This window comes from Aquabacter sp. DMC10, assembly GCF_056314145.1.
In genome coordinates, this window is the sequence record NZ_JBQUYX010000004.1 from 235,411 (window position 1) to 256,518 (window position 21,108).

Below are 21,108 nucleotides of genomic sequence, written 5' to 3' on the forward strand. Positions count from 1 at the left end.
GAGGCGAAACTGTTGATCGATCGCGATTGACAGGCGGTCTTCCCGCGCCCGAATTTACAAGGCACGTCCTTACCTGCCCCGCAAGACTTGCGGGGAGGATGAGGGCGGTGAGGAGCGGAGGGGCGGTGAACGCACCCCGCGCGGTGCCCGCGCACGACGGGCGGGAATGAGGGGCATCATGAGTGTCGCGGGGGTCGCCGACGCAGGCGAGGCGCGGGTTCGTCAACCCAAGGGCCTGGCCTTCCTGTTCCTGGCCGAGATGTGGGAGCGGTTCAGCTTCTACGGCATGCAGGCCCTGATCGTGCTCTATATGAGCAAGGTGCTGGGCTTTACCGACGCGCGCGCCAGCCTCACCTACGGCGCCTATGCCGCCTTCGTCTTCCTGACCCCCATTGCCGGCGGCGCCTTGGCGGACCGCGTTCTGGGCTTTCGCTGGGCGGTGATCGTTGGCGGCGTCATCATCATGATCGGCCATATCGTCCTGGCGCTGCCTTTCGGCGCGCTCTCCATGTTCGCCGGCATGGCCTTCGTGGTGGTGGGCACGGGCTTCTTCAAGTCCTCGGTCTCGGCGGTGGTGGGCCAACTCTATGGCGAGGACGACCCCCGGCGGGACGGCGGCTTCACCATCTTCTACATGGGCATCAATGTGGGCTCGCTGCTGGCCACCTTGATTGTCGGCTATGTGGGCCAGCAGGTGGACTGGCACCTGGGCTTCGGCCTCGCCGCGGTGGGCATGGCGTTCGGCCTGGTGGTGTTCGTCACGGGCACGCGCCATTATGCTGCCAAGACGCTGGAGTGCCCGCGGCCGCGCCTCATCCTGCCGACCATCATCGGGGCGCTCGTCGCCGTTCCCATCCTCACCTATCTCCTCGCCGAGCCGGATGGCGCAAAGCTGATGATGCTGGTGGGCGGCGGGCTGACCTATGCCTATGTGGTTTATCGCGCCTTCACCTCGGAGCCGGAATATCGCCGCCACCTGGTGGCCATCCTCATCTATGTGCTGTTCGCCAGCTTCTTCTGGGCGCTGTACAAACAGAAGGATGGGCCTCTGCTGCTGCTGGTGGACCGGGCCATCGACCGGCATGTGCTGGGCTTCGAGATGCCATCCGCCATGTTCACCTCGTTCAACCCCTTCATGATCCTTGTGCTGGCGCCCATTTTCGCCCGCATCTGGGCGGCCTTCGCCGCGCGTGGCAAGCCGATCTCCACGGGCGTGAAGTTCTTCCTCGGCCTGCTGTTCGCCGGTGGCTGTTTCGCGCTGGTGGCGGGGGCGGCCTATTCGGCCTCGTCGGGCCAGGCGGCCTCGCTCCTGTGGGTGGCGGGCGCCATCTTCCTGCTCACGTGCGGGGAATTGTGCCTCTCGCCGGTGGGTCTTGCCATGGTCTCGGCGCTCTCCCCGCCCTCCCTCACTGGCCTGATGTATGGCGCCTGGTTCCTCTCCACCTCCTTCGGCGCCTATGCCGCCGGCTGGATCGGAACGCTCGCTACGGTGCCGGAAGGGGCGACGGCCAACATTGCCACCTATGCGGCCGCCTGCGCCGACGTCTACGTGAAGGTGGCGCTTCTGGGATTTGGGGCGGCGGCGGTGTTTCTGGTGCTGCTGCCTGTCATGCGACGGCTTCAGGCGCACCATTGAGGAATTCGGCGGACGGCAGCGGGTTGAGCTGCACCGCGCGTCGGCGCTGGGCGAGGCGGCTCTCGCCGCTCTCGTCACCGAAGCAGGCCTCGAAGTCGGAGCAATCCCGGCAAGAGGGCGCGGAACACAGGACGAAGCCCTCCGCCTCGCAAAGGCGGCGGTAGAAGTACTTCTTCCACTTCATGTTGCGCACATTGCCGGCCGCCAGCACCGGGAAGTGCCGGCCGAGCAGGCGGGAGAGCTCGCCGCGATTGCCGAGGCCGAGATCCTGCCACAGGTGATCCGGCTCCATGGCCCGGCGCGCGATCATGCCCGCCAGGATACGCCCTTCAGGCGTTCGCGCGTGCTGGCGCAGCAACTCCGCGAGCATCTCCTCCTCTTCGCCCGCCTCGCCTTCGCCGATGGGCACGGCGAGGGCGAGGAAGGCGCGGGGAGAGAAATAGCGTGCAAAGACGTCTTCAAGATCCTGGCTGCCGACGCCGAGATGCCGGGCAAGGGGGTGATCCTCCGCATCCGCCTCGGCGGCGGCGATGGCGATGATGGACGCGAAGATGTGCGCGTCGAACCCCAGATCCAGGCCGGCCGGCTCGTCCGCCTTGCGGTCAGCTATACTCCCACGCCGCTCCTCCCGCCTGCACGGCTCCAGCGCGGCCCCGGCCTCGTGGGCGGCCATCAGCGCGCCGTAAATGGCGGCGGAAGAGGGGGGACGGTGGGAGAGGCCCATCTACGCCTCCCTCAGGCCGCGATCTTGTCGGCGGTGACGTGGGTCTGGCAGTTCTTGGGGCAGACGCGGGAGCAGGCGCCGCAGCCGATGCAGGCTCCCGCATTGTCCACCACCATCACCTTGCGAACCAGCTCGCCGTCGAAATCGTCGTCCTCGTCCTCATCCACCTTGCCGAGCATGGCGTTTTCCTCGCCCACGCCCCACAGATGCATGACATCCCGCGAGCACACCTTGTAGCAGCGGCCGCAGCCGATGCAGGTGGTCTCGTCGATGGCGACCAGATAGTCCGGCGTCCAGGCGCTGCCGTCGCGCGTCGTATAGGCCATGGCTGATCCCCTTGCTGGCTAGGCCTCGTTGCGGGTTCGCCGCCGTTCAGGCGGCCTGGGATTCCAGCGCTTTGAGGGCCTTGCGGGCCTCGTCCAGCGCCTTGAAGGTGGCGTAGGTTTCCTGCGCGACTTCGAGGATGTTCTGCCAGTTGGTGGGCAGGTCCTCGGACAGGTCGTGCAGGTTCATCTTCCAGGTGACGGACTTGGAGGAGAGCTTCTTGATCTCCGCCTTCAGGGTGTCGACGTCGGACATTTCAGCCTCCTCTCAGATGCGGGCGACTTCGGGATAGGTGTTGATGGCGTCCACCGCGTCGGCGAGGGCCTTGGAGCCGGCCTCCGCCAGCTTGGACAGGGTCTCGAAGCCGAAGCGGTGCACGTCGCGCAGGTGCTTGGAGAGCACCACCAGCTTGCCGGCGGTGAGGAGCACGCGGCCGAAGCCCTCGTGGCTCATCTTCATCATGGGGCTGGCGATGAGGCCGGTCTCCGCCTCGATGGCGAGGCCGACGGCGGTGTAGAACATCTCCACCCGCCACAGCACTTCCGGGTCGGGATCGCCCATGATGGGGATCTGCCGGCGCTGTTCCTTGGTGAGGATGAAGTCCTTCAGCAGCAGGGCGTCCGAGCGCCCCTCCCAGCTGCCATAGGTGTCCTGGGCGCGCATCAGGCGCACCAGGGATTTCAGGAAGGGCGTGGCGAGGGCCGCGCCATCGGCGTCGACCCCTTCAAGCACAGCGGCGTCGGTCATGGCATGCTCCTCGATGGTCAGTCTTCGTCGTCGATGAAAGAGGGCTTGGGTGCGACGGCGCCCGCTTCCGCCAGCACCTTGCGCAGCCAGGGCGGCGGCGAGCCGGCCAGCATCTCGCGGGTGCGCTCCAGCACCACGTCGATGGGCTGGGCCTGGGCGATCTTGATGGGGTGGATCTTGGCGGTGACCACCTTGGCTGCGGACGGTCCGCCAATGGCGAGGCAGAACAGGAGGTGGCAGCCGCGCAGCGCCTCCACCTTGGGCGTGATCTTGTCGTCGCCGTCGGTCTGGTGCTTGCCGCCTTCGTCCGAGACCTGGTCGAACGCCACGGTTTCCACGAAGGACCAGCCATCCACCGTCACGTCATAGACGGCGAACTTCTTGGCCGAGCCGAAATGGGCGTTCAGGCCCTTCATGTCCTGGGTGGCGATGGCGACCCGGACGGCCGGCCCCGTGCGCGGGGCGGCCGCCTCTTCGGTCTCAACGAGCCGCAGTCTGCGCGTGGCTGTCATCGGTCTCTCCGCGATCACGGAACGGGTTGAGGGATTGGGGGGTCGGCTCGTGCCGGCTGGCCTGGAAGATGTTGGACACCTCGAAGATGAGGTTCCGCGTGCCTTCGTGGCCGATGGTCAGGCGGTGCTGGCTGCCGAGCCGGTCGAAGATGGGAAAGCCCGCCCGCATGAGCGGAATGGCGAGGCGTTCGGAGGCCTGGCGGCCATGGCTGTGGGTGACGAGAAGATCGCAGCCCGCCGCCCGGTCTTCCAGGTCCTGAAGATCGCCAACCAGCACCTCGGCTGTGGGCACCTTGCGCAGGATGGGATTGGCGCCCGTGGTGGTGACCGCCACCTCCACCGTGGCGCCGAGACCGACGAAGAAGGTGGAGAGCGCGAACAGCAGGTCCGGCTCGGCGGCGATAGCGATCTTCTGGCCACCGAAATGGAAGTGACCGTCCAGCAAGGCGTCCTGGAGCTGGCTGCGCTGGCGCCGGAGCTTGGCGGGAACGGGCCGGCCGGAAAGCTGGGCGAGCAGGCTTATGAAACGGTCCGCCGGCTTCAGCCCCGTCAGGGTCTCGAACAGCGTGAAGGGAACACCCGCCCGTTCCTCGATGGCCGCCGCCGCACCGCGCACATGTTCGGCCAGCACGATGGTGTGCACCGAGCGGCCCATGGCGCGGATGTCGGGCACCAGCGTGCCGCCATAGGCCGTGGGCACCCAGCGGTCGGGCACCGTGCCGTCCAGCGAGCCGGAAATGTCCGGCAGGATGATGGGATCGAGCCCGAAGGCCTCCACGGTCTCCCGGATATATTCCAGGTCCGCCACCGTGTGGTGCCAGCCGGGCAGGACGTTCACCTGGTTCAGGCTGACCACCCGGTCCGCATTGTGCGGCACCAGGGCCTCGACCATGGACAGGACGGCCTTGGACCAGCCTTCCTCCATGGCGCCCTCGAAATCGGGGGTCTGGGCCAGCACCACCTCGGTGCCCTGGAGCGCCTCAGCGTTGCGCGCGCGGATGAGTTTGAGATCGCTGGCGAAATCCTCGCCGCGCGTCTCAACCAATGCGGTGGTGCAGACCCCGATGAGGCTCGGCTTGGTGCGGGTCTTCAGGTTGAGGATGGCCTCTTCCAGATGATCGGCCCCGCCCAGCACGGTCGCCACCTCGTCCATGGCGGTGGTCTGGAGCGGGATGGTCTCCTTGAAGTGGCGCACCAGCAGGACGAGCGCGAAGGACGTGCAGCCCTGCGAGCCGTGGAACAGCGGCATGGCGCCGTCGACGCCGAGATAGGCGAGCGCGGCGCCCAGAGGCTGGGACGACTTCAAGGGGTTGATGGCGGCGGCCTTCAGGAGGGGCGTGACGTTTGTCATGGCGGCGCCCTCAGCATTCGGCCAGGTCGTCGGCACCGGCGCCGGCGAACTTCTTGCGGGTGTGGGCGAGGAAATGGGGATCCTCGCCACCGCCGTCGCCCAACCCCTCGCCCACAGGGCCACCCGGGCCGGACAAGAGGTTGCCCTGCGCATCCCAGGGGGCGGGCTCGCGCACCTCGGCCCACATGGGATTGGAGATGGCGATGTCGATGCGCTTCACCAGTTCCACCATGCCGTCATAGCCGGCATAGGGGAAATGGCGCTCCTGGTTGATGTCGAGCCAGGGCATCTTGGCTTTCAGCGCAATGAATTGGGTGCGCCCGCCGGAAAGCATGATGTCGGCCTTGTTGGACGCGAGCATCGCGTAGAGATCCCGCGGCGCCATGCTGTCGAACATGTGGTTCTCGTCTTTCAGGAGCTGCTTGATGCGCTCCTTGTCCTCGAGCGTCGACTTCTTGACCGACGTACCGACGATCTCGATGCCGATCTCCATCAAGGCGGCCACCACCGACCAGGACTTCACGCCCCCGGTGTTGAGCAGCACCCGCTTGCCCTGCAGGCGGGGACGGAACGCCTCCAGCCGCGCCCAGGCCCGGGCTTCTTCCTGCGCGATCAGGGCTTCGGTGCGCTCCAGAATGGCCGCATCGGCGCCCCGCTGCACCAGGAGGCGCGCGGTCTGGCGCAGGGCTTCCGAGGTATCGGAAATGCCGTAGAACGAGCCCTCGAAGAAGGGGATACCCCAACGCTCTTCCATCTTGCGGGCGAGATTGATGAGCGCGGTGGAGCATTCCATCATGGTGGCCCGCGCGGTGTGGGCGGCGGCCACTTCGTGATAGCGCGCGTCGCCGGGAATGCAGGCGCGGATGCGGATGCCGAGCTTCTCGAACAGCGGCTTCACCGCCCAGAACTCGCCGGAAAGATTGAATTCGCCGAGAATATTGATGTCCAGGGGGCCGGCATCGTCCGGCTCCACCGTGCCGATCACATGGTCGAGCAGGGACTCGCCGGCGAGCTTGTTGCCGAGATTCTTCGAGCCCACGAAGCCCGGCGCGTTCACCGGCACGACGGGCAAGCCATATTTGGCCGAGGCCGCCTTGCACACCGCCTCGATGTCGTCTCCGATCAGCGCCGTGACGCAGGTGGAATAGACGAAGATGGCGGGGGGATTGAAGCGCTGCGCGATCTCGCGCACGGCCTTGTAGAGTTTCTTCTCGCCATTGCCCATCACCACGTCGAGCTCGGTGAGGTCCGTGGTGAAGGAGCGCCGCCAAAGGTCGGAGCCCGAGGAGCCGGCGCCGCGATTGTCCCAGCTGTTGCCTTCGCAGGCGAGCGGGGCATGGATGAGATGCGCCACATCGGTGATGGGCTGGAGCACGATCTTCGCGCCGTCGAACGCGCAACCGCCAGCGGCCGCGCCGGGCGTCAAGGGTTTCGAGCAACCCTTCTTGCGCTCTTTCGCGCCCTTGGCCTGGTTCTTGTCGCAACCTGGCTCGTTGAAGACGTCGGCGATCTTGTCCTTGAGCATGGCCATGCCCTCCGGCGCGATCCTGATGACTTGAAAGACGCTCCCGGACCTTATGTCCGGGAGCGCAAGGAACGTCGCCGCGAGCGATGGGGGGCAGAAATTGTGCGGCGACGGGTCTCGTGCGGAGGCGGGCGCACCCGCCTCGGGCTCAACGGGTCAGGTCGAACGAATAGTCGGTCTTGGCCGGCGTGATGGTTTCCTGGTCCAGCGTATCGAAGATCTTGTCGAGGATCGTCGTCAGCAGGCGCAGGCCACCCTGGTAACCCATCACCGGGAAGCGGTGATGATGATGCCGGTCGAAGATCGGGAAGGCGGTGCGGATGAGCGGGGTCTTGGTGTCGCGCTCCAGATACTTGGCGTAGGAATTGCCAAGGATGAAGTCGACCGGCTCGGTGAAGAGCAGCGACCGCAGGTGCCACAAATCCTTTCCGGCCCAGACCTGGCCCGACGCACCGAAGGGCGAGGAGGCGAGAAGCTCCTTCATTTCTTCTTCCCACTGCTTGGTGCCGTTGGTGGCCAGGCAATGGATCGGCTCGCCGCCGGTCTCCAGGATGAAGCGGGTGAGGCCATAGACCACATCCGGATCGCCGAAGATCGCGTACTTCTTGCCGTGCAGCCAGGACTGGCTGTCGGCCATGGCGTCGATGAGGCGGCCGCGCTCCAGGGTGAGGGCCTGAGGGATCTCCTTGCCGGTCAGCTCGGAAATCTTGAACAGCAGCTCGTCCGTGCCCCGAATGCCGAGCGGATAGTGGAAGTTGACGACCTCCTGGCCTTTGGTCGCCACATAGTCGAGCGTCTTGCGGGTGCAGTATTTCTGCAGCGAGAGCGTCGCCTTGGCGTTCAGAGCATCGGCGGTGTCCTCCAGCGTGGTGCCGCCGGAATACATGCGGAACTCGCCGTCGGAGGGCGTGTCATAGGTGTCGGAGGCGTCCTGGAGCAGCGTATAGTCGACGCCGATCAGGTCGAGCATGCGCTTCAGCTCGCGGTTATTGCCGACGCAGAAGCCGTCAAAGCCGGGAATGATGGTGATCTTCTCACCCGCGACGCGCTCCTTGTCCTTCCAGAAGTGCTCGAGGATGCCCTTGATCATGTTGTCGTAGCCGTCCACATGGCTGCCGACGAAGGCGGGCGTGTGGGCGTGGGGCACGTCGAAATCCTGCGGCACCGAGCCCTTGTTCTTGGCATTGGTGATGAAGGACTGAAGGTCGTCGCCGATGACTTCCGCCATGCAGGTGGTGGAGACCGCGATCATCTTCGGCTCGTAGAGCGAATAGGTGTTCGCCAGGCCGTCGATCATGTTGTTGAGGCCGCCGAACACCGCCGCGTCTTCCGTCATGGAAGAGGAGACCGCCGAGGACGGCTCCTTGAAGTGACGCGACAGATGCGAGCGGTAATAGGCGACGCAGCCCTGTGAGCCATGAACGAAGCTCATGGTCTTCTCGAAGCCGGCGGAGGCAAACACTGCGCCGAGAGGCTGACACGCCTTGGCGGGGTTCACGACCAGGGCTTCGCGAGCAAGGTTCTTCTCGCGATACTCCCAGGTCTTGGCATATTCGCGCTGCGCGTCCACCGATTCATTGGACGCGGGGCACTCGAATTCTTCCCGCTTGCGCGCGAACATTTCCTGATATTCGGGCTCGCGGAACAGCGGGGCGTGGTCGAGCACGCGGTCGGCTGATTGCGGCATGGTCAACTCCTGTCCTGTTCGGCGTGGCCGCGCCATACGGCGGCACACGGCTCGGGATTAGGACGGTCTCCCCGCATGGGGCGGCCGGGTTCGGCTCAGGCAAGGTTCACCCGATCGCGCCCAAGGGCACGCTGGTAATCCTTGCGGATCAAAGGGTTAGATCCGGCCCGCGCGGGGCGGGCCGGAGGGGGATGTCACTCCGCCGCCTGGAGCAGCGGGGCGGAGTCCTTCTTCTTCCAGGGCGGATCGAACAGGCCCCAGACCGGATTGTTGATGGCCAGGTCCATGTCGCGGGCGAAGATGGCGAAGCCGTCATAGCCGTGATAGGGGCCCGAATAGTCCCAGGAATGCATCTGGCGGAAGGGAATACCCATCTTCTGCACCGGATACTTTTCCTTGATGCCGGAGCCCACCAGATCCGGGCGGATCTTCTCGATGAACTTCTCCAGCTCGTAGCCGGTCACGTCGTCATAGATGAGCGTGCCCTCCTTCACGTAATGTCCGGTGCGCTGGTAGTCGTCGTTATGGGCGAATTCATAGCCCGTTCCGGCGATTTCCATGCCCAGGTCCTCATAGGCGGTGATGACGTGGCGGGGGCGCAGGCCACCCACATAGAGCATCACCTTCTTGCCTTCGAGGCGCGGCCGGTACTTGGCGATGACCGCATCGACCAGAGGCTGGTACTTGGCGATCACGGCCTCGGCCTTCTCCTCGATCTCCGGCCCGTAATGCTTGGCAATCTTGCGCAGCGAGGCGGCGATCTGGGAAGGGCCGAAGAAGTTGTATTCCATCCACGGGATCGAATACTTCTCTTCCATGTAGCGGCAGATATAGTTCATCGACCGGTAGCAATGGATGAGGTTGAGCTTGGCCTTCGGCGCGCGCTCGATCTCGGCGAGCGTCGCGTCGCCCGACCAGTTGCCGACGATGCGCAGGCCCATTTCTTCCAGCAGGATGCGGGACGCCCAGGCATCGCCGCCGATATTGTAGTCGCCGATGACATTGACGTCATAAGGCGACGTCTCGAACTCCAGCGTGCCGTCCTGCTTCTCGAAGACCCAGTCCCGGATCGCATCGTTGGCGATGTGATGGCCGAGCGACTGAGAAACGCCACGGAAGCCTTCGCACCGGACGGGCACGATGGTCTTGCCGATTTCCTTGTTCTTCTTCTTCGCCACGGCCTCGATATCATCGCCGATCAGGCCGATGGGGCATTCCGACTGGATGGTCACGCCGTGATTCAGAGGGAACAGAGTCTCGATCTCGGTGATGACCTTGTCGAGCTTCTTGTCGCCGCCGAAGACGATGTCCTTCTCCTGGAAGTCGGACGTGAACTGCATGGTCACGAAGGTATCGATGCCCGTTGTGCCGATATAATAGTTGCGGCGCTGGGACCAGGAATACTGGCCGCAGCCAACAGGTCCGTGGGAGATGTGGACCATGTCCTTGATCGGACCCCACACCACGCCCTTCGATCCAGCATAGGCGCAGCCGCGGATCGTCATCACGCCCGGGATGGACTTGATGTTGGACTTGACATCACATTCGGTGAGGAGCTTCTCCTCCCCCTCGGCTGTCTCTTCGACTTCATCGACGCCCTTGGCGACGGACAAATGCTTGCGCCGGCGCTTGGCGAATTTGTCGGGATAGGCGGACAGCACGTCCTCGATGATCTTCTCGTGGAGCGCGCCGTCGTTTTCGTAATCGAGGCTCATGGCAGTCGACCTCTCAAAGTGAGCGGCGGGGCGGCCCGGCGGGGTGCCGGGCCGCGTTGGGTCAGACGGCCGCGGCGGCGGCCTTGGCGGCTTCCTTGGCGGCGAGCTCGGCGAGCTGCTGTTCCTCGGTCTTCATGATGCCGAAGTCCAGCAACATCTCTTCCAGTTCTTCCATGGTGATGGGGGTCGGGATGGTTCCCTTGCCCGCATTGCCATGAACCTTGTTCGCCAGCATGCGATATTCTTGCGCCTGCTTGCTGTCGGGCGCGTACTCGATCACCGTCTGGCGGCGCAGCTCGGCGTGCTGGACGATGTTGTCGCGCGGCACGAAATGGATGAGCTGCGAATTCAGGCGCTTGGCCAGAGCATCGGCCAGGTCCCACTCGCGGTCGGTCTGGCGCTCGTTGCAGATGAGCCCGCCCAGGCGCACGCCGCCGGAATGGGCATACTTCAAGATGCCCTTGGCGATATTGTTGGCCGCATAGAGGGCCATCATCTCACCGGACATGACGATGTAGATTTCCTGCGCCTTGTTCTCGCGGATGGGCATGGCGAAGCCGCCGCACACCACGTCGCCGAGCACGTCGTAGGACACATAGTCCACATCATCATAGGCGCCATTCTCTTCGAGGAAGTTGATCGAAGTAATGACGCCGCGTCCGGCGCAGCCGACGCCCGGCTCGGGACCGCCGGACTCGACGCACTTGATGCCCTTGTAGCCGATCTTGAGCACGTCCTCGAGCTCAAGATCTTCCACGGAGCCAGCCTCGGCCGCCAGGGACAGGACGGTGTCCTGGGCCTTGGCGTTCAAGATCAGGCGGGTGGAATCCGCCTTGGGATCGCAGCCGACGATCAGGATCTTCTGACCCATTTCGACGAGCGCGGCGAGGGTATTCTGGGAAGTGGTGGACTTTCCAATGCCACCCTTCCCGTAGAAAGCAATTTGGCGCAGACCGGCCATGGTCAAACCCCACTTGGTTGTTCCGACATCTTGCGATGCCACCATTGGCGCGCGGCGCTCGCCGCCACCGCACTTCCTCCCGCAACCGCCGTGCCAAGCGCCGGGGCGGGGCGTGCCACTTCTGAAAATGCTGTTGAAACAATGGCTTGTGCGGTCGTGTCGGGGCGGTGTCGGCCGAATTGGGGCTGTCTCGAAACCGACAAAACACGACAGCCCTGTGCGCTTCCGAAAAGCCGTGTCGGCCTTTTCCCATCCCGTCAGGATTGTCGGACGGCTTTGTCGGGTGAGCGACAGGGATGTCGGCGAGGGGCCGGAAATGGACGGTGATCTCGGCTTGGAGCGCCCGTTCACCGCGCGGAACACCGCAATTCAAGGCTTAGGGGGCTGGTGCCGAACTTGCACCGCGGCGTGCGGCTTTACTTGAGAAGGACTTCGCCATGACCGTCATCGACCAGACCGCTTTCGCCCGCCTGGAAAGCGAGGGGCGCCTCCTGAACCCCGTGTTGAAGGGCCCGACGCACAAGCCCGGCCGGTTCGGCTTCCGGGGCGAGCTGGCGCTCAAGTTCACCCCCACGGTCGCCGGCGAGAAGCGGCCGCCGGAGCTGGCGGTGGACCAGGTGCTCTCGGTGAGCCGGGAGGGGGAGGCGACCATTTCCTTCTTCGCGGCCTATCTCCTGTCGTTTGAATATGCCGGCATCCTGGCGGACGTGCTGGGCGACACGCTGTCGCCGGAAGGAAAATACTTCCTCTTCTGCAACAACATCCCCTTGGACAAGAAATTCAAGGTGGCGCTGGGCGGGGCGACTTTCCTGGTTCTGCCCATCGACGAGGCCACCGTCTATAACGAGCTGCTGGACCTCTTGAAGATCGACAAGAACGACCTGAAAAAGCTGGATACGGCCGGCAAGCAGGACTTTATCGCCGACAAGGCGGCCAAATTCTCCGCCAAATGGCCAGAGCTGACCTTTGCCGAGGGCCTCGCCCTCATGGGGCCGGTGCGGGACCCCGGCGAGAACCGGCCGGTGTGAGCGCTTGTGCCCTGCCGGGTCGGCCGTCCGCCGGCCGGGCTCGGCGGGGAGGGGGCGGGGGAGGCTGGCGCCCTCAGGCGCCGCCCTTCTTGTCGCAGGCGGCGAGGGCGGTGAGCACCGGCGGCACGCCTTCCAGCGGCACCTTGGTCTGCTCGGGGCCGATGGTAACCGCCAGGAGCTTGCCGGTGCGCAGCGCTTTGAGCTGCCCCTCCTTCAGGAAGGCACCCACGCGGTCGTCGTCCAGGCGATAGAAGGTGGCCTTGGCGGCCTTGCCGTCGATCTCGATGCGCCCCTTCACCTCGTCGCCGCGGGCCTCGGAGGGCACCAGCAGGACCCAGCCCTCGCTGCTCTTCTCGAAGCTGGCGTCGATGTGGGCGGTGGCGGGGGGCAGGGCGGCGCAGCGCACATATTGGCCGTCCACGCTCACCGCCGTGATGGTCCAGCCGCTCACCTCGGAAAACTTGGTTTCCACCGGCGCGGGATCGGAGGCGGGCGTCGCCTGCGGCGCCGGCACCACGCCCGCGAACAGGCTGGCCGAAAGGAGGACCGGCGCGAGGTGCGCCGGCAGAAGCGAAAAGATCATCCGACCCCCTCTTGGCACCCGGCCACCCGGCCTGCTGCAGCCGCGCGCAAGCGGCTTGTCTTCTTGGTTCAGCGCGGCTTTCGCCCGGCCCGGTGGCGGTGCCCCGCTATGGTTTGCCGGGTGCGCCGCCGCGCCTGATCCCATGTCTATAAGCACGTCCGCCGCGCCCTGGCGAGGCGGTTGTGCGTCGCGGCGCGGGGGCTGGCGCCCTTGGCAGCAAAAAGGCCGGCCCGTGTGGCGGGCCGGCCTCAAAGGGGGCGGTGCGCACCGTCCGCAGCCTGTGGCGGGGAAGGCGGCCCGAATGGGGTCGCCCCCGCCTCACACGCCGATGGGGCGGCGCAGGTCCAGCGTGGTGGGGAACTCGTCCGGCGCGGTCTCGGCCGGCACATGGGTCATGCCGGGCGTATGGCCGTGGGGCTGGAAGCGCGCCAGGCGGCGGGCCTCCGCCTCGTAGGAATTGACCGGATAGGTCTCGTAATTGCGACCCGCCGGATGGGCGACATAATAGACCACGCCGCCGCGCGACCGCCCGCTCCAGGTGTCGATGATGTCGAAGGTGAGCGGGGTGTGCACGGGAATGGTGGGGTGCAGGCCCTCCGGCGGCTGCCAGGCCTTGTAGCGCACGCCCGCCACATAGGTGCCGTTGCGCCCGGTGGGGGCGAGCGGCACGCGGCGGCCGTTGCAGGTGAGGACGAAGCGGGCGGGATTGAAGCCCTCCACCTTCACCTGGATGCGCTCCACGGAGGAATCCACATAGCGCACGGTGCCGCCGATGGCCCCTTCCTCGCCCAGCACGTGCCAGGGTTCCAGCGCGCTGCGCAATTCCAGGTCGACGCCGGCATAATGGACCTTGCCATAGGCCGGGAAGCGGAACTCGAACTGGGCGCGGAACCATTCGGGATCAAAGGCGTAGCCCGCGTCCGTCAGGTCGGAGAGCACGTCCTTGAAATCTTCCCACACATAATGGCCGAGCATGAAGCGGTCATTGAGCGTGGTGCCCCAGCGCACGCAGCCCCCCGTGATGGGCTGCTTCCAGAACATCATGATGAGCGCGCGCAGCAGCAATTGCTGGGCAAGGCTCATGCGCCAATCCGGCGGCATCTCGAAGCAGCGGAACTCCACCAGGCCGAGCCGCCCCGTGGGGCCATCCGGCGAATAGAGCTTGTCGATGGAGATTTCCGTGCGGTGGGTGTTGCCGGTCACGTCGATGAGGATGTTGCGCAGCAACCGGTCCACCAGCCAGGGCGGCGGCGGCAGGTCCGTGCCCGGATAGGGGAATTTGGAGAGCGCGATTTCCAGCTCATAGAGGCTGTCGTGCCGGGCCTCGTCGATGCGCGGATGCTGCGAGGTCGGGCCGATGAAAAGGCCCGAGAACAGATAGGACAGCGAGGGATGGCGCTGCCAGTAGAGGATCAGGCTTTTCAGCAGGTCCGGCCGGCGCAGGAAGGGGCTGTCGGCCGGGGTGCGGCCGCCCACCACCACATGGTTGCCGCCACCGGTGCCGGAATGGCGCCCGTCCAGCATGAATTTCTCGGTGCCGAGGCGGGTCTGATGGGCCTCGTCATAGAGAATGCGGGTGGTCTCGACGCAGCCCTGCCAATTGTCGGAAGGGTGGACGTTGACTTCCAGCACGCCCGGATCGGGGGCGATGCGGATGACTTCCAGGCGCGGGTCGTAGGGCGGGGGATAGCCTTCCAGATGGATGGGAAGCTTCAATTCCTCCGCCACCGCCTCCACGGCGGTGACCAGTTCCAGATAATCCTCCAGCGCCTCCACCGGCGGCATGAACACGCACAAATGACCGTCGCGCGGCTCGATGGCGATGGCGGTGCGCACATAGAAGGGGCCGGCGGGCGGGGAATAGGAGAGATATTCCCGCACATTGGCGCGGGCCCGCTCGGCCGCCGGAATGGCCCCGGTGGTGCCGTCGCGGCGATAGGCCTGGGCGATCTCGTCCGGGTCCGGCAGGTCCGGTCGCGGGTCCAGCGGATCGGCGGGAATGGTGTGGGGATAGAGGGTGGCCGGGATATAGGCCAGCGAATCCAGCGGCAGGCGGAAGCCGATGGGGCTGTCGCCGGGCACCAGGAACATGTGGCCGCGGCGGAAGCGCCAGGCCTCGCTCAGCCAGCCGCCACCCGCGCGGGAATTCAGGCGCTGCACCGGAATGGCAAAGCCCTTGGGGGTGCCCAGCCCCTGGGCGAAGGCATCCGCCATGGCCTTGCGGGCGATGGGGTCCTTGATGCGGGGATCGCCGGGCTCCAGATTTTCCGGCAGGTTTGCTTCCTTCAGGATGAAGTAGGCAATGTCCTCATAGGCCGGAATGACATTCTCGTCCTTCAGGCCGAGCCGCTCGGCCAGCGCGCTGGAGAAGCGCTGCGCCTCGCTGGCGCCCACCCCATAATGGGTGGTCTCATAGGCGATCAGCGCCTCGTCGTGCCAGATGGGCTTGCCATCCTTGCGCCAGAACAGGCCGAAGGACCAGCGCGGCAGGTCCTCGCCGGGATACCACTTGCCCTGGCCATAATGGAGGAGGCCGCCGGCCGCGAACTTCCCGCGCAGGCGGCGGATCAGCTCGTCCGCCTTGCCCCGCTTCATGGGGCCCAGCGCCGCCGTGTTCCATTCCGCGCCTTCGTAATCGTCGATGGACACGAAGGTGGGCTCGCCGCCCATGGTCAGGCGCACGTCGTGGGCCTTGAGGTCCGCATCCACGGTCTCGCCGAGCGCATTGAGCGCCGCCCAGCTTTCGTCCGAGAAGGGCAAGGTGACGCGGGGGGCTTCCGCGATGCGGTCCACCCGCATGTCGAAGCCGAATTCCACTTCCGCCGGCTCCACCAGGCCGGAGATGGGGGCGGCGGAGCGATAATGGGGGGTGGCGGCCAGCGGCAGGTGGCCCTCGCCGCACAGGAGGCCGGAGGTGGCGTCAAGGCCGATCCAGCCGGCGCCGGGCAGATAGACTTCCGCCCAGGCGTGCAGGTCGGTGAAGTCCACTTCCGTGCCGGAGGGGCCGTCCAGGGACTTCACGTCGGGACGCAGCTGGATGAGATAGCCGGACACGAAGCGGGCGGCGAGGCCGAGGCGGCGCAGCACCTGCACCAGCAGCCAGCCGGAATCGCGGCAGGAGCCGAGGCCCTTTTCCAGGGTCTCGTCCGGGGTCTGGACGCCCGGCTCCATGCGGATCACATAGCCCACCTGGCCCTGGATCTTCTGGTTCAGCTCCACCAGGAAGTCCACCATCCGCTTCTTCTCGCGGGGGATGGCGGCCACATAGGCGTCGAGCAGGGGGCCTGCGTCCTCCAGCTCCAGATAGGGGGTCAGTTCCTTCTTCAGCTCGGGCGCATAGTCGAAGGGGAAATGCTCGGCATAATCCTCGATGAAGAAGTCGAAGGGATTGATGACCGCCATGGAGGCGTGGAGGTCCACCTCCACCTTGAACTCCGTCGTCTTCTCCGGGAAGACGAGACGGGCCTGCCAATTGCCGAACGGGTCCTGCTGCCAATTGATGAAGTGCTCGGCCGGAGAGACCTTCAGCGAATAGGAAGGTATCTCGGTGCGGCAGTGGGGCGCCGGGCGCAGGCGGATGATCTGGGGCCCGAGCGCCACCGGCTTGTCATAGGTGTAGCTGGTAACGTGATGCAGGCTCGTCAGGATGGGCATGGTGTGTCACCGGCTGCGGTGGGCAAAAGGCAAGCCCAAGGTTAGACAAGGGGTTAGCGGCGCGGAAGCGCGTCTTTGCGGCGCGCCCTGCCGAAAATAAGGGCAGGACGGAGACCGTCCTGCCCTTGCGTGTCACGCGGGATGCGCGGCGCCGCCCTTGGCGGGCTCCGGCCCGTCCCCGGCCGCGGGCTGCGGCGGCTTCTTCTTCAGCACCTTCTCCTCGAACCGCTGCAGCACGGTGAAGAAGGAGGGCACGAACAGCACCGCCAGGCAGGTGGAGGCCAGCATGCCCGAGACCACGGCGATGCCGATGGACTTGCGGGAATTGGCGCCGGCGCCGGTGGCGAAGACCAGCGGCAGCACGCCCAGGATGAAGGCGAAGGAGGTCATGAGGATGGGACGGAACCGCAACCGTGCCGCCTCCACCGCCGCCTCCATCACATCCATGCCCTCGGCGCGCCGTTCTCGGGCATATTCCACGATCAGGATCGCGTTCTTGGAGGCGAGCGCGATCAGGAGCACGAGGCCGATCTGGGTGTAGAGATTGTTGGCAATCCCGATGCCCAGCAGCGCCGAGACCGTGCCGAGCAGCGCCAGCGGCACCGCCAGGATCACGGAGAGCGGCTGGATCCAGCTCTCATACTGGCCGGCGAGCACCATGTAGACCAGGATGATGGCCAGTCCGAAGACATAGTACATCTGGTTGCCGACCTGCTTCTCCTGATACGACATGGCGGTCCACTCATAGCCCATGCTGGGCGGCAAGGTGGCGGCCGCGATCTGCGCCATCAGGTCGAGCGCCTGGCCGGACGAATAGCCCTGCGAGTTGACGCCCACGATGGTGGCGGTCGGATACAGGTTGTAGAGCGAGATCAGCGGCGCGCCCGGCAACACGCGGATGTCGATCAGCGTGCCCAGCGGCACCATGGTCCCATTGCCGGCCTTCACCTTCAGATTGTTCAGGTCCTCCGGCAGGATGCGGGCCTTGCTGTCGGCCTGGGCATAGACCTGGAAGACGTTGCCGAACTTGTTGATCTGGGTGACGTAGCTGGAGCCCACATAGGTGGAGATGGTGGAGAACACCTGGTTCACGCCGATGCCCAGGGTCTCGGCCTTGATGCGGTTGACCTCCACCTGCAATTGCGGCGCCCCCACCCGGAACGAGGTGGACACGTGCGACAGGGCGGACTGGGCCGTCGCCTTCTCGATGATGGCGTCGGCCACCTTGGAGAGCAACTGGTAGTCGAAATTGCCGTCGCGGATCTGCGGCTGCATGGTGAAGCCGGAGGCGTTGCCGATGCCCTGGATGGCCGGCGGCACCAGCACCATCACCGAGGCGTCCTGCACCTGCTCGAAGTCCTTGTTCATGCGCAGGTAGATGGACAGCAGGTCCTCGCCCTTGTTCTTCTCGCGCACGCTCCAGTCGGTGAAGGTGACATAGAGCACGCCCGCGTTGGACAAGGTGGCGTTGTTGTCGAGGGCGGAGATGCCGGTGATGCCGAGCACCGTGTCGACGCCGGGCACCTTCTGGGCGATGGCGGAGACCTGGTTCACCACCAGCTGGGTGCGCTCCATGGAGGAGCCTTCGGGCAGCTGCACCGCCAGCACCACATAGCCCTGGTCCTCGATGGGCAGGAACGAGGTGGGCACGCGGCTGATGCCGTAGATGGCGGCGGTGATGAGCGCCAGGGCCACCACCACCATCAGCTTGGAATGATGCACCATGCGGCTGATGAGGCCCGCGTACCAGTGCTCGCACTTGTCATAGACCGCGTTGAAGCCGCGGAAGAAGAAGTTGCGCTGCTCCGGCGGGGTGGGCTTGCGCAGCCACAGGGCGCACTGGGTGGGCTTCAGGGTGGCGGCGTTGATGGCCGAGATGACCGCGGTGGCGGCGATGACCAGCGCGAACTGCTTGAACATCTCGCCCGACAGGCCGGGGATGAAGGAGGCCGGCAGGAACACCGACATCAGCACCAGCGTGATGCCGATGACCGGGCCGAACAGTTCGTCCATGGCCTTTTCCGCCGCCGGGCGGCCGTCCATGCCTTCCTCGATGTGCCGCGCCACGCCCTCCACGATCACGATGGCGTCGTCCACCACGATGCCGATGGCCAGGATGAGCGCGAACAGGGTGGTCAGGTTCACCGTGAAGCCCAGCGCCGCCATGGCGGCGAAGGCGCCGATGATGGTCACCGGCACGGTGGTGGCGGGCACCAGGGTGGCGCGCCAGTCCTGGAGGAAGAGGATGATGACCACCAGCACCAGGATGCCGGCTTCGTACAAGGTCTTGTAGACCTCGTCGATGGAGGCGGAGACGAACTTGGTGGTGTCGAAGGGGATTTCGTAGGCGACGCCTTCGGGGAAGGCGGGCTTCAGCTCCTCCATCTTGGCCTTGACCGCGGCCGCCACGTCGAGCGCGTTGGCCTCCGGCAGCTGGAAGATGGCGATGCCGGTGGCCGGCTTGTTGTCGAGGGTGAAGGTCTTGGAATAGGACTGCGCGCCCAGCTCCACCCGGCCGATGTCCCGGATGCGGACGATGCGGCCGCCATCCTGGTTGTCCACCTTGACGATGATGTTCTCATAATCGGGCACGTCGTTAAGGCGGCCCTGGATGTTCACCGTATATTGGAAACTGGCCTTGCCGCCTGCCGGTGGCGCGCCCACCTGGCCGGCGGTGACCTCCTGGCTCTGGCCCTTGACCGCCTGGGTGACGTCGGAGGGGGTGACGCCCACCGCCTGCATCTTGTCCGGGTCGAGCCAGATGCGCATGGCGTAGTCGCCGACGCCGAAGATGAAGACGTTGCCGACGCCGGGCAGGCGGGCCAGCTCGTTCTGCACATAGATGGCGGCGTAGTTGGACAGGAACAGGCCGTCATAGCGCCCGTCCGGCGAGGTCAGTGACACGAATTCCAGGATCGACGTGCCCTTCTGGAGCACGGTCACGCCCTGCGTCTGCACCGAGGTGGGCAGCGAGGCCATGGCGATGGAAACGCGGTTCTGCACCAGCACCTGCGCCATGTTCGGGTCGGTGCCGATGGCGAAGGTCACCACCAGCGTATAGGTGCCGTCCGAGGCCGCCCAGGACTGCATGTAGAGCATGCCCTGCACGCCGTTCACCTGCTGCTCGATGGGCAAGGCGACGGTGTCGACGATGGTCTTGGCGCTGGCGCCGGGATAGGAGGTGGACACCGTGACCGTGGGCGGCACGATGTTGGGATACTGGGCCACCGGCAGGCGCAAGAGGCACACCGCGCCGATGAGCACGAACAGCAGAGCGAGGACGTTGGCCAGAACCGGTCGCTCGATGAAAAAGCGCGAGATCATGTTCGCTGCCTTGGGTTCGAGGAGCCGACGTCAGTTCTTGGTGGCCGGCGCGGGGGTGCCGGGCGTGTTGTCCGCGGGGCTGATGGCCTTCTTCTTCTGGGGAGCGGTCATGGTGCCGGTCTCCACCGTCACGGTGGCGCCGGGCACGGCGCGCTGGATGCCGTTCACGACCACCCGGTCGCCGGCCGCAAGGCCCTTGGTGATGGCGCGCAGGCCGTTGTCCTGAAGCTGGCCGAGCTGGACCGACTTCTGCGCCACCTTGTTGTCGGCGCCCACCACCAGCACGTAGGAGCCGCTCTGATTGGCGCCCACCGCGGTGTCGTCCACCACCACCATGTCCTCGGGCTTGCCGAGCGGCAGGCGCACGCGGGCGAACAGGCCGGGCAGCAGGCTGAGATCCTTGTTGTCGAAGATGCCGCGCACCGTCAGCGTGCCGGTGTTCACATCCACCTGCGGCGCCACATAGTCGAGCTTGCCCTTGTGGGGGTAGCCGTCCTCGGTCTGGAGGCCGATCTCCACGGGGATGTCGGTGAGGTTCTCGGCCAGATGGGCGAGCGTCTTGCCCTGGGCGGCCAGCGCTTCCTTGATGCGCAGCACCTGGTTCTCGGAGACGGTGAACCACACATAGATGGGGTTCACTTCCACGATGGTGGCGAGCTTGGTGGGCCCGCTATAGCCCACCAGCGCGCCCACATCCTGCAAGTGCGCGGTGACCACGCCGTCGAACGGCGCCATGACCTGGGTGTAGCCCAGATTGATCTTGGCGGTTTCCACCTGGGCCTGGGCGTTCTGCACGTTGGCCACCGACTGGTCGCGCTTGGCGCGGGCCTGGTCGAGGGCGGCCTGGGAGGCGAAGTCCTGCTTGGCCAGCTGATTCTGGCGGTTGAACTCGGCTTCCGCCTGCACCTGCAGCGCCTGGTTGGCGGCGAGCGTCGCCTTGGCCGAGTCGAGGCTGGCCAGATACTGGTCCTGCTCGATGGTGAACAGCACGGTGCCCTTCTTCACCAGGGCGCCGTCCTTATATTTGATGCCGGTCAGGAAGCCCTGGACGCGGGCGTTCAGGTCCACCGTATTGATGGAGGCGGTGTTGCCGGTCAGCTCCAGGTATCGCGTCACCGGCTGCAGGGGCGCGGCGGCGACGGTGACGGTGGGCGGGGGCGGGGCGACGTAGGTGTTCTTCTCCTCGCAGCCCGCAAGCGCGACCGAGACGAGCGCCGTTGCTGCCAAGATGAACCCCGGGCGACCGGGCCGGAGTTCAGACTTGCGCGCACACGTACCGCGTACCAATACCATCATACCCAACCCCCGATCGAGCGATCGCGCGGATACTAAGCAGC

16 protein-coding genes are annotated in these 21,108 nt (G+C 65.7%); 2 read left to right on the forward strand and 14 right to left on the reverse strand.

Going from position 1 to position 21,108, the window contains the following annotated elements:
• Nucleotides 1-178 precede the first annotated feature (178 nt).
• Complete coding sequence (locus tag ACT54L_RS12860; protein ID WP_476085982.1) at nt 179-1,636, forward strand: peptide MFS transporter; 1,458 nt, start codon at nt 179-181, stop codon at nt 1,634-1,636.
• Here the strand turns inward: ACT54L_RS12860 and ACT54L_RS12865 are convergent.
• From ACT54L_RS12865 to nifH, 10 genes are all read right to left on the reverse strand, one after another.
• Nucleotides 1,608-2,360: a nitrogen fixation protein NifQ gene (locus tag ACT54L_RS12865; protein WP_476085983.1), complete on the reverse strand. Its 753-nt coding sequence runs from the start codon at nt 2,358-2,360 to the stop codon at nt 1,608-1,610. The genes ACT54L_RS12860 and ACT54L_RS12865 overlap by 29 nt on opposite strands.
• 11 nt (nt 2,361-2,371) lie before the next feature.
• The gene (gene fdxB, locus ACT54L_RS12870) at nt 2,372-2,686 is read right to left on the reverse strand and encodes a ferredoxin III, nif-specific (RefSeq protein ID WP_476085984.1); all 315 of its coding nucleotides are present in this window, start codon (nt 2,684-2,686) and stop codon (nt 2,372-2,374) included.
• Between the two features lie 46 nt (nt 2,687-2,732).
• Nucleotides 2,733-2,939, reverse strand: coding sequence for a CCE_0567 family metalloprotein (locus ACT54L_RS12875; protein ID WP_209103572.1), 207 nt, complete (start codon nt 2,937-2,939; stop codon nt 2,733-2,735).
• Nucleotides 2,940-2,951: 12 nt separating this feature from the next.
• Nucleotides 2,952-3,431: a NifX-associated nitrogen fixation protein gene (locus ACT54L_RS12880; protein WP_476085985.1), complete on the reverse strand. Its 480-nt coding sequence runs from the start codon at nt 3,429-3,431 to the stop codon at nt 2,952-2,954.
• A gap of 17 nt (nt 3,432-3,448) precedes the next feature.
• A complete protein-coding gene (gene nifX / locus ACT54L_RS12885) occupies nt 3,449-3,943 on the reverse strand; it encodes a nitrogen fixation protein NifX (RefSeq protein WP_209103570.1) in 495 nt (164 codons plus the stop codon).
• A complete protein-coding gene (gene nifN, locus ACT54L_RS12890) occupies nt 3,912-5,294 on the reverse strand; it encodes a nitrogenase iron-molybdenum cofactor biosynthesis protein NifN (protein WP_476085986.1) in 1,383 nt (460 codons plus the stop codon). Before nifN ends, nifX begins: the two co-directional genes overlap by 32 nt.
• Before the next feature lie 10 nt (nt 5,295-5,304).
• Nucleotides 5,305-6,825, reverse strand: a complete 1,521-nt coding sequence (gene nifE / locus ACT54L_RS12895; RefSeq protein ID WP_476085987.1) for a nitrogenase iron-molybdenum cofactor biosynthesis protein NifE — start codon at nt 6,823-6,825, stop codon at nt 5,305-5,307.
• Between the two features lie 142 nt (nt 6,826-6,967).
• Nucleotides 6,968-8,506 carry a nitrogenase molybdenum-iron protein subunit beta gene (gene nifK, locus ACT54L_RS12900; protein WP_476085988.1) on the reverse strand — a complete coding sequence of 513 codons (1,539 nt, stop codon included), beginning with the start codon at nt 8,504-8,506 and terminating at the stop codon, nt 6,968-6,970.
• A gap of 194 nt (nt 8,507-8,700) precedes the next feature.
• Entirely contained in the window at nt 8,701-10,221 is a 1,521-nt protein-coding gene (gene nifD / locus ACT54L_RS12905; protein ID WP_476085989.1) for a nitrogenase molybdenum-iron protein alpha chain, read from the reverse strand.
• Nucleotides 10,222-10,282: 61 nt separating this feature from the next.
• Nucleotides 10,283-11,182, reverse strand: a complete 900-nt coding sequence (gene nifH / locus ACT54L_RS12910) for a nitrogenase iron protein (RefSeq protein ID WP_476085990.1) — start codon at nt 11,180-11,182, stop codon at nt 10,283-10,285.
• A gap of 437 nt (nt 11,183-11,619) precedes the next feature.
• Between nifH and ACT54L_RS12915 the strand changes: the two genes are divergently transcribed.
• Nucleotides 11,620-12,210: a hypothetical protein gene (locus ACT54L_RS12915; protein WP_476085991.1), complete on the forward strand. Its 591-nt coding sequence runs from the start codon at nt 11,620-11,622 to the stop codon at nt 12,208-12,210.
• A 73-nt stretch (nt 12,211-12,283) separates the two neighbouring features.
• Here the strand turns inward: ACT54L_RS12915 and ACT54L_RS12920 are convergent, their stop codons facing one another.
• From ACT54L_RS12920 to ACT54L_RS12935, 4 genes are all read right to left on the reverse strand, one after another.
• On the reverse strand, nt 12,284-12,793 hold the full coding sequence (locus ACT54L_RS12920) for a hypothetical protein (RefSeq protein WP_476085992.1): 510 nt from the start codon (nt 12,791-12,793) through the stop codon (nt 12,284-12,286).
• A 318-nt stretch (nt 12,794-13,111) separates the two neighbouring features.
• Nucleotides 13,112-16,447 (reverse strand): transglutaminase family protein, encoded by a 3,336-nt coding sequence (locus ACT54L_RS12925; protein WP_476085993.1) that lies wholly within the window; start codon nt 16,445-16,447, stop codon nt 13,112-13,114.
• Between the two features lie 132 nt (nt 16,448-16,579).
• On the reverse strand, nt 16,580-19,771 hold the full coding sequence (locus tag ACT54L_RS12930) for an efflux RND transporter permease subunit (RefSeq protein ID WP_476085994.1): 3,192 nt from the start codon (nt 19,769-19,771) through the stop codon (nt 16,580-16,582).
• Nucleotides 19,772-19,801: 30 nt separating this feature from the next.
• On the reverse strand, nt 19,802-21,064 hold the full coding sequence (locus ACT54L_RS12935; RefSeq protein ID WP_476086342.1) for an efflux RND transporter periplasmic adaptor subunit: 1,263 nt from the start codon (nt 21,062-21,064) through the stop codon (nt 19,802-19,804).
• Nucleotides 21,065-21,108: the final 44 nt, after the last annotated feature.

Coding starts and splice junctions, on each gene's coding strand:
- nifH (WP_476085990.1), bottom strand. CDS start 11,182: ATGGCCGGTCTGCGCCAAATTGCTTTCTACGGGAAGGGTGGCATTGGA.
- ACT54L_RS12860 (WP_476085982.1), top strand. CDS start 179: ATGAGTGTCGCGGGGGTCGCCGACGCAGGCGAGGCGCGGGTTCGTCAA.
- ACT54L_RS12925 (WP_476085993.1), bottom strand. CDS start 16,447: ATGCCCATCCTGACGAGCCTGCATCACGTTACCAGCTACACCTATGAC.
- fdxB (WP_476085984.1), bottom strand. CDS start 2,686: ATGGCCTATACGACGCGCGACGGCAGCGCCTGGACGCCGGACTATCTG.
- ACT54L_RS12875 (WP_209103572.1), bottom strand. CDS start 2,939: ATGTCCGACGTCGACACCCTGAAGGCGGAGATCAAGAAGCTCTCCTCC.
- nifK (WP_476085988.1), bottom strand. CDS start 8,506: ATGCCGCAATCAGCCGACCGCGTGCTCGACCACGCCCCGCTGTTCCGC.
- ACT54L_RS12865 (WP_476085983.1), bottom strand. CDS start 2,360: ATGGGCCTCTCCCACCGTCCCCCCTCTTCCGCCGCCATTTACGGCGCG.
- nifN (WP_476085986.1), bottom strand. CDS start 5,294: ATGACAAACGTCACGCCCCTCCTGAAGGCCGCCGCCATCAACCCCTTG.
- nifE (WP_476085987.1), bottom strand. CDS start 6,825: ATGGCCATGCTCAAGGACAAGATCGCCGACGTCTTCAACGAGCCAGGT.
- ACT54L_RS12880 (WP_476085985.1), bottom strand. CDS start 3,431: ATGACCGACGCCGCTGTGCTTGAAGGGGTCGACGCCGATGGCGCGGCC.
- nifX (WP_209103570.1), bottom strand. CDS start 3,943: ATGACAGCCACGCGCAGACTGCGGCTCGTTGAGACCGAAGAGGCGGCC.
- ACT54L_RS12915 (WP_476085991.1), top strand. CDS start 11,620: ATGACCGTCATCGACCAGACCGCTTTCGCCCGCCTGGAAAGCGAGGGG.
- ACT54L_RS12920 (WP_476085992.1), bottom strand. CDS start 12,793: ATGATCTTTTCGCTTCTGCCGGCGCACCTCGCGCCGGTCCTCCTTTCG.
- ACT54L_RS12930 (WP_476085994.1), bottom strand. CDS start 19,771: ATGATCTCGCGCTTTTTCATCGAGCGACCGGTTCTGGCCAACGTCCTC.
- nifD (WP_476085989.1), bottom strand. CDS start 10,221: ATGAGCCTCGATTACGAAAACGACGGCGCGCTCCACGAGAAGATCATC.
- ACT54L_RS12935 (WP_476086342.1), bottom strand. CDS start 21,064: ATGGTATTGGTACGCGGTACGTGTGCGCGCAAGTCTGAACTCCGGCCC.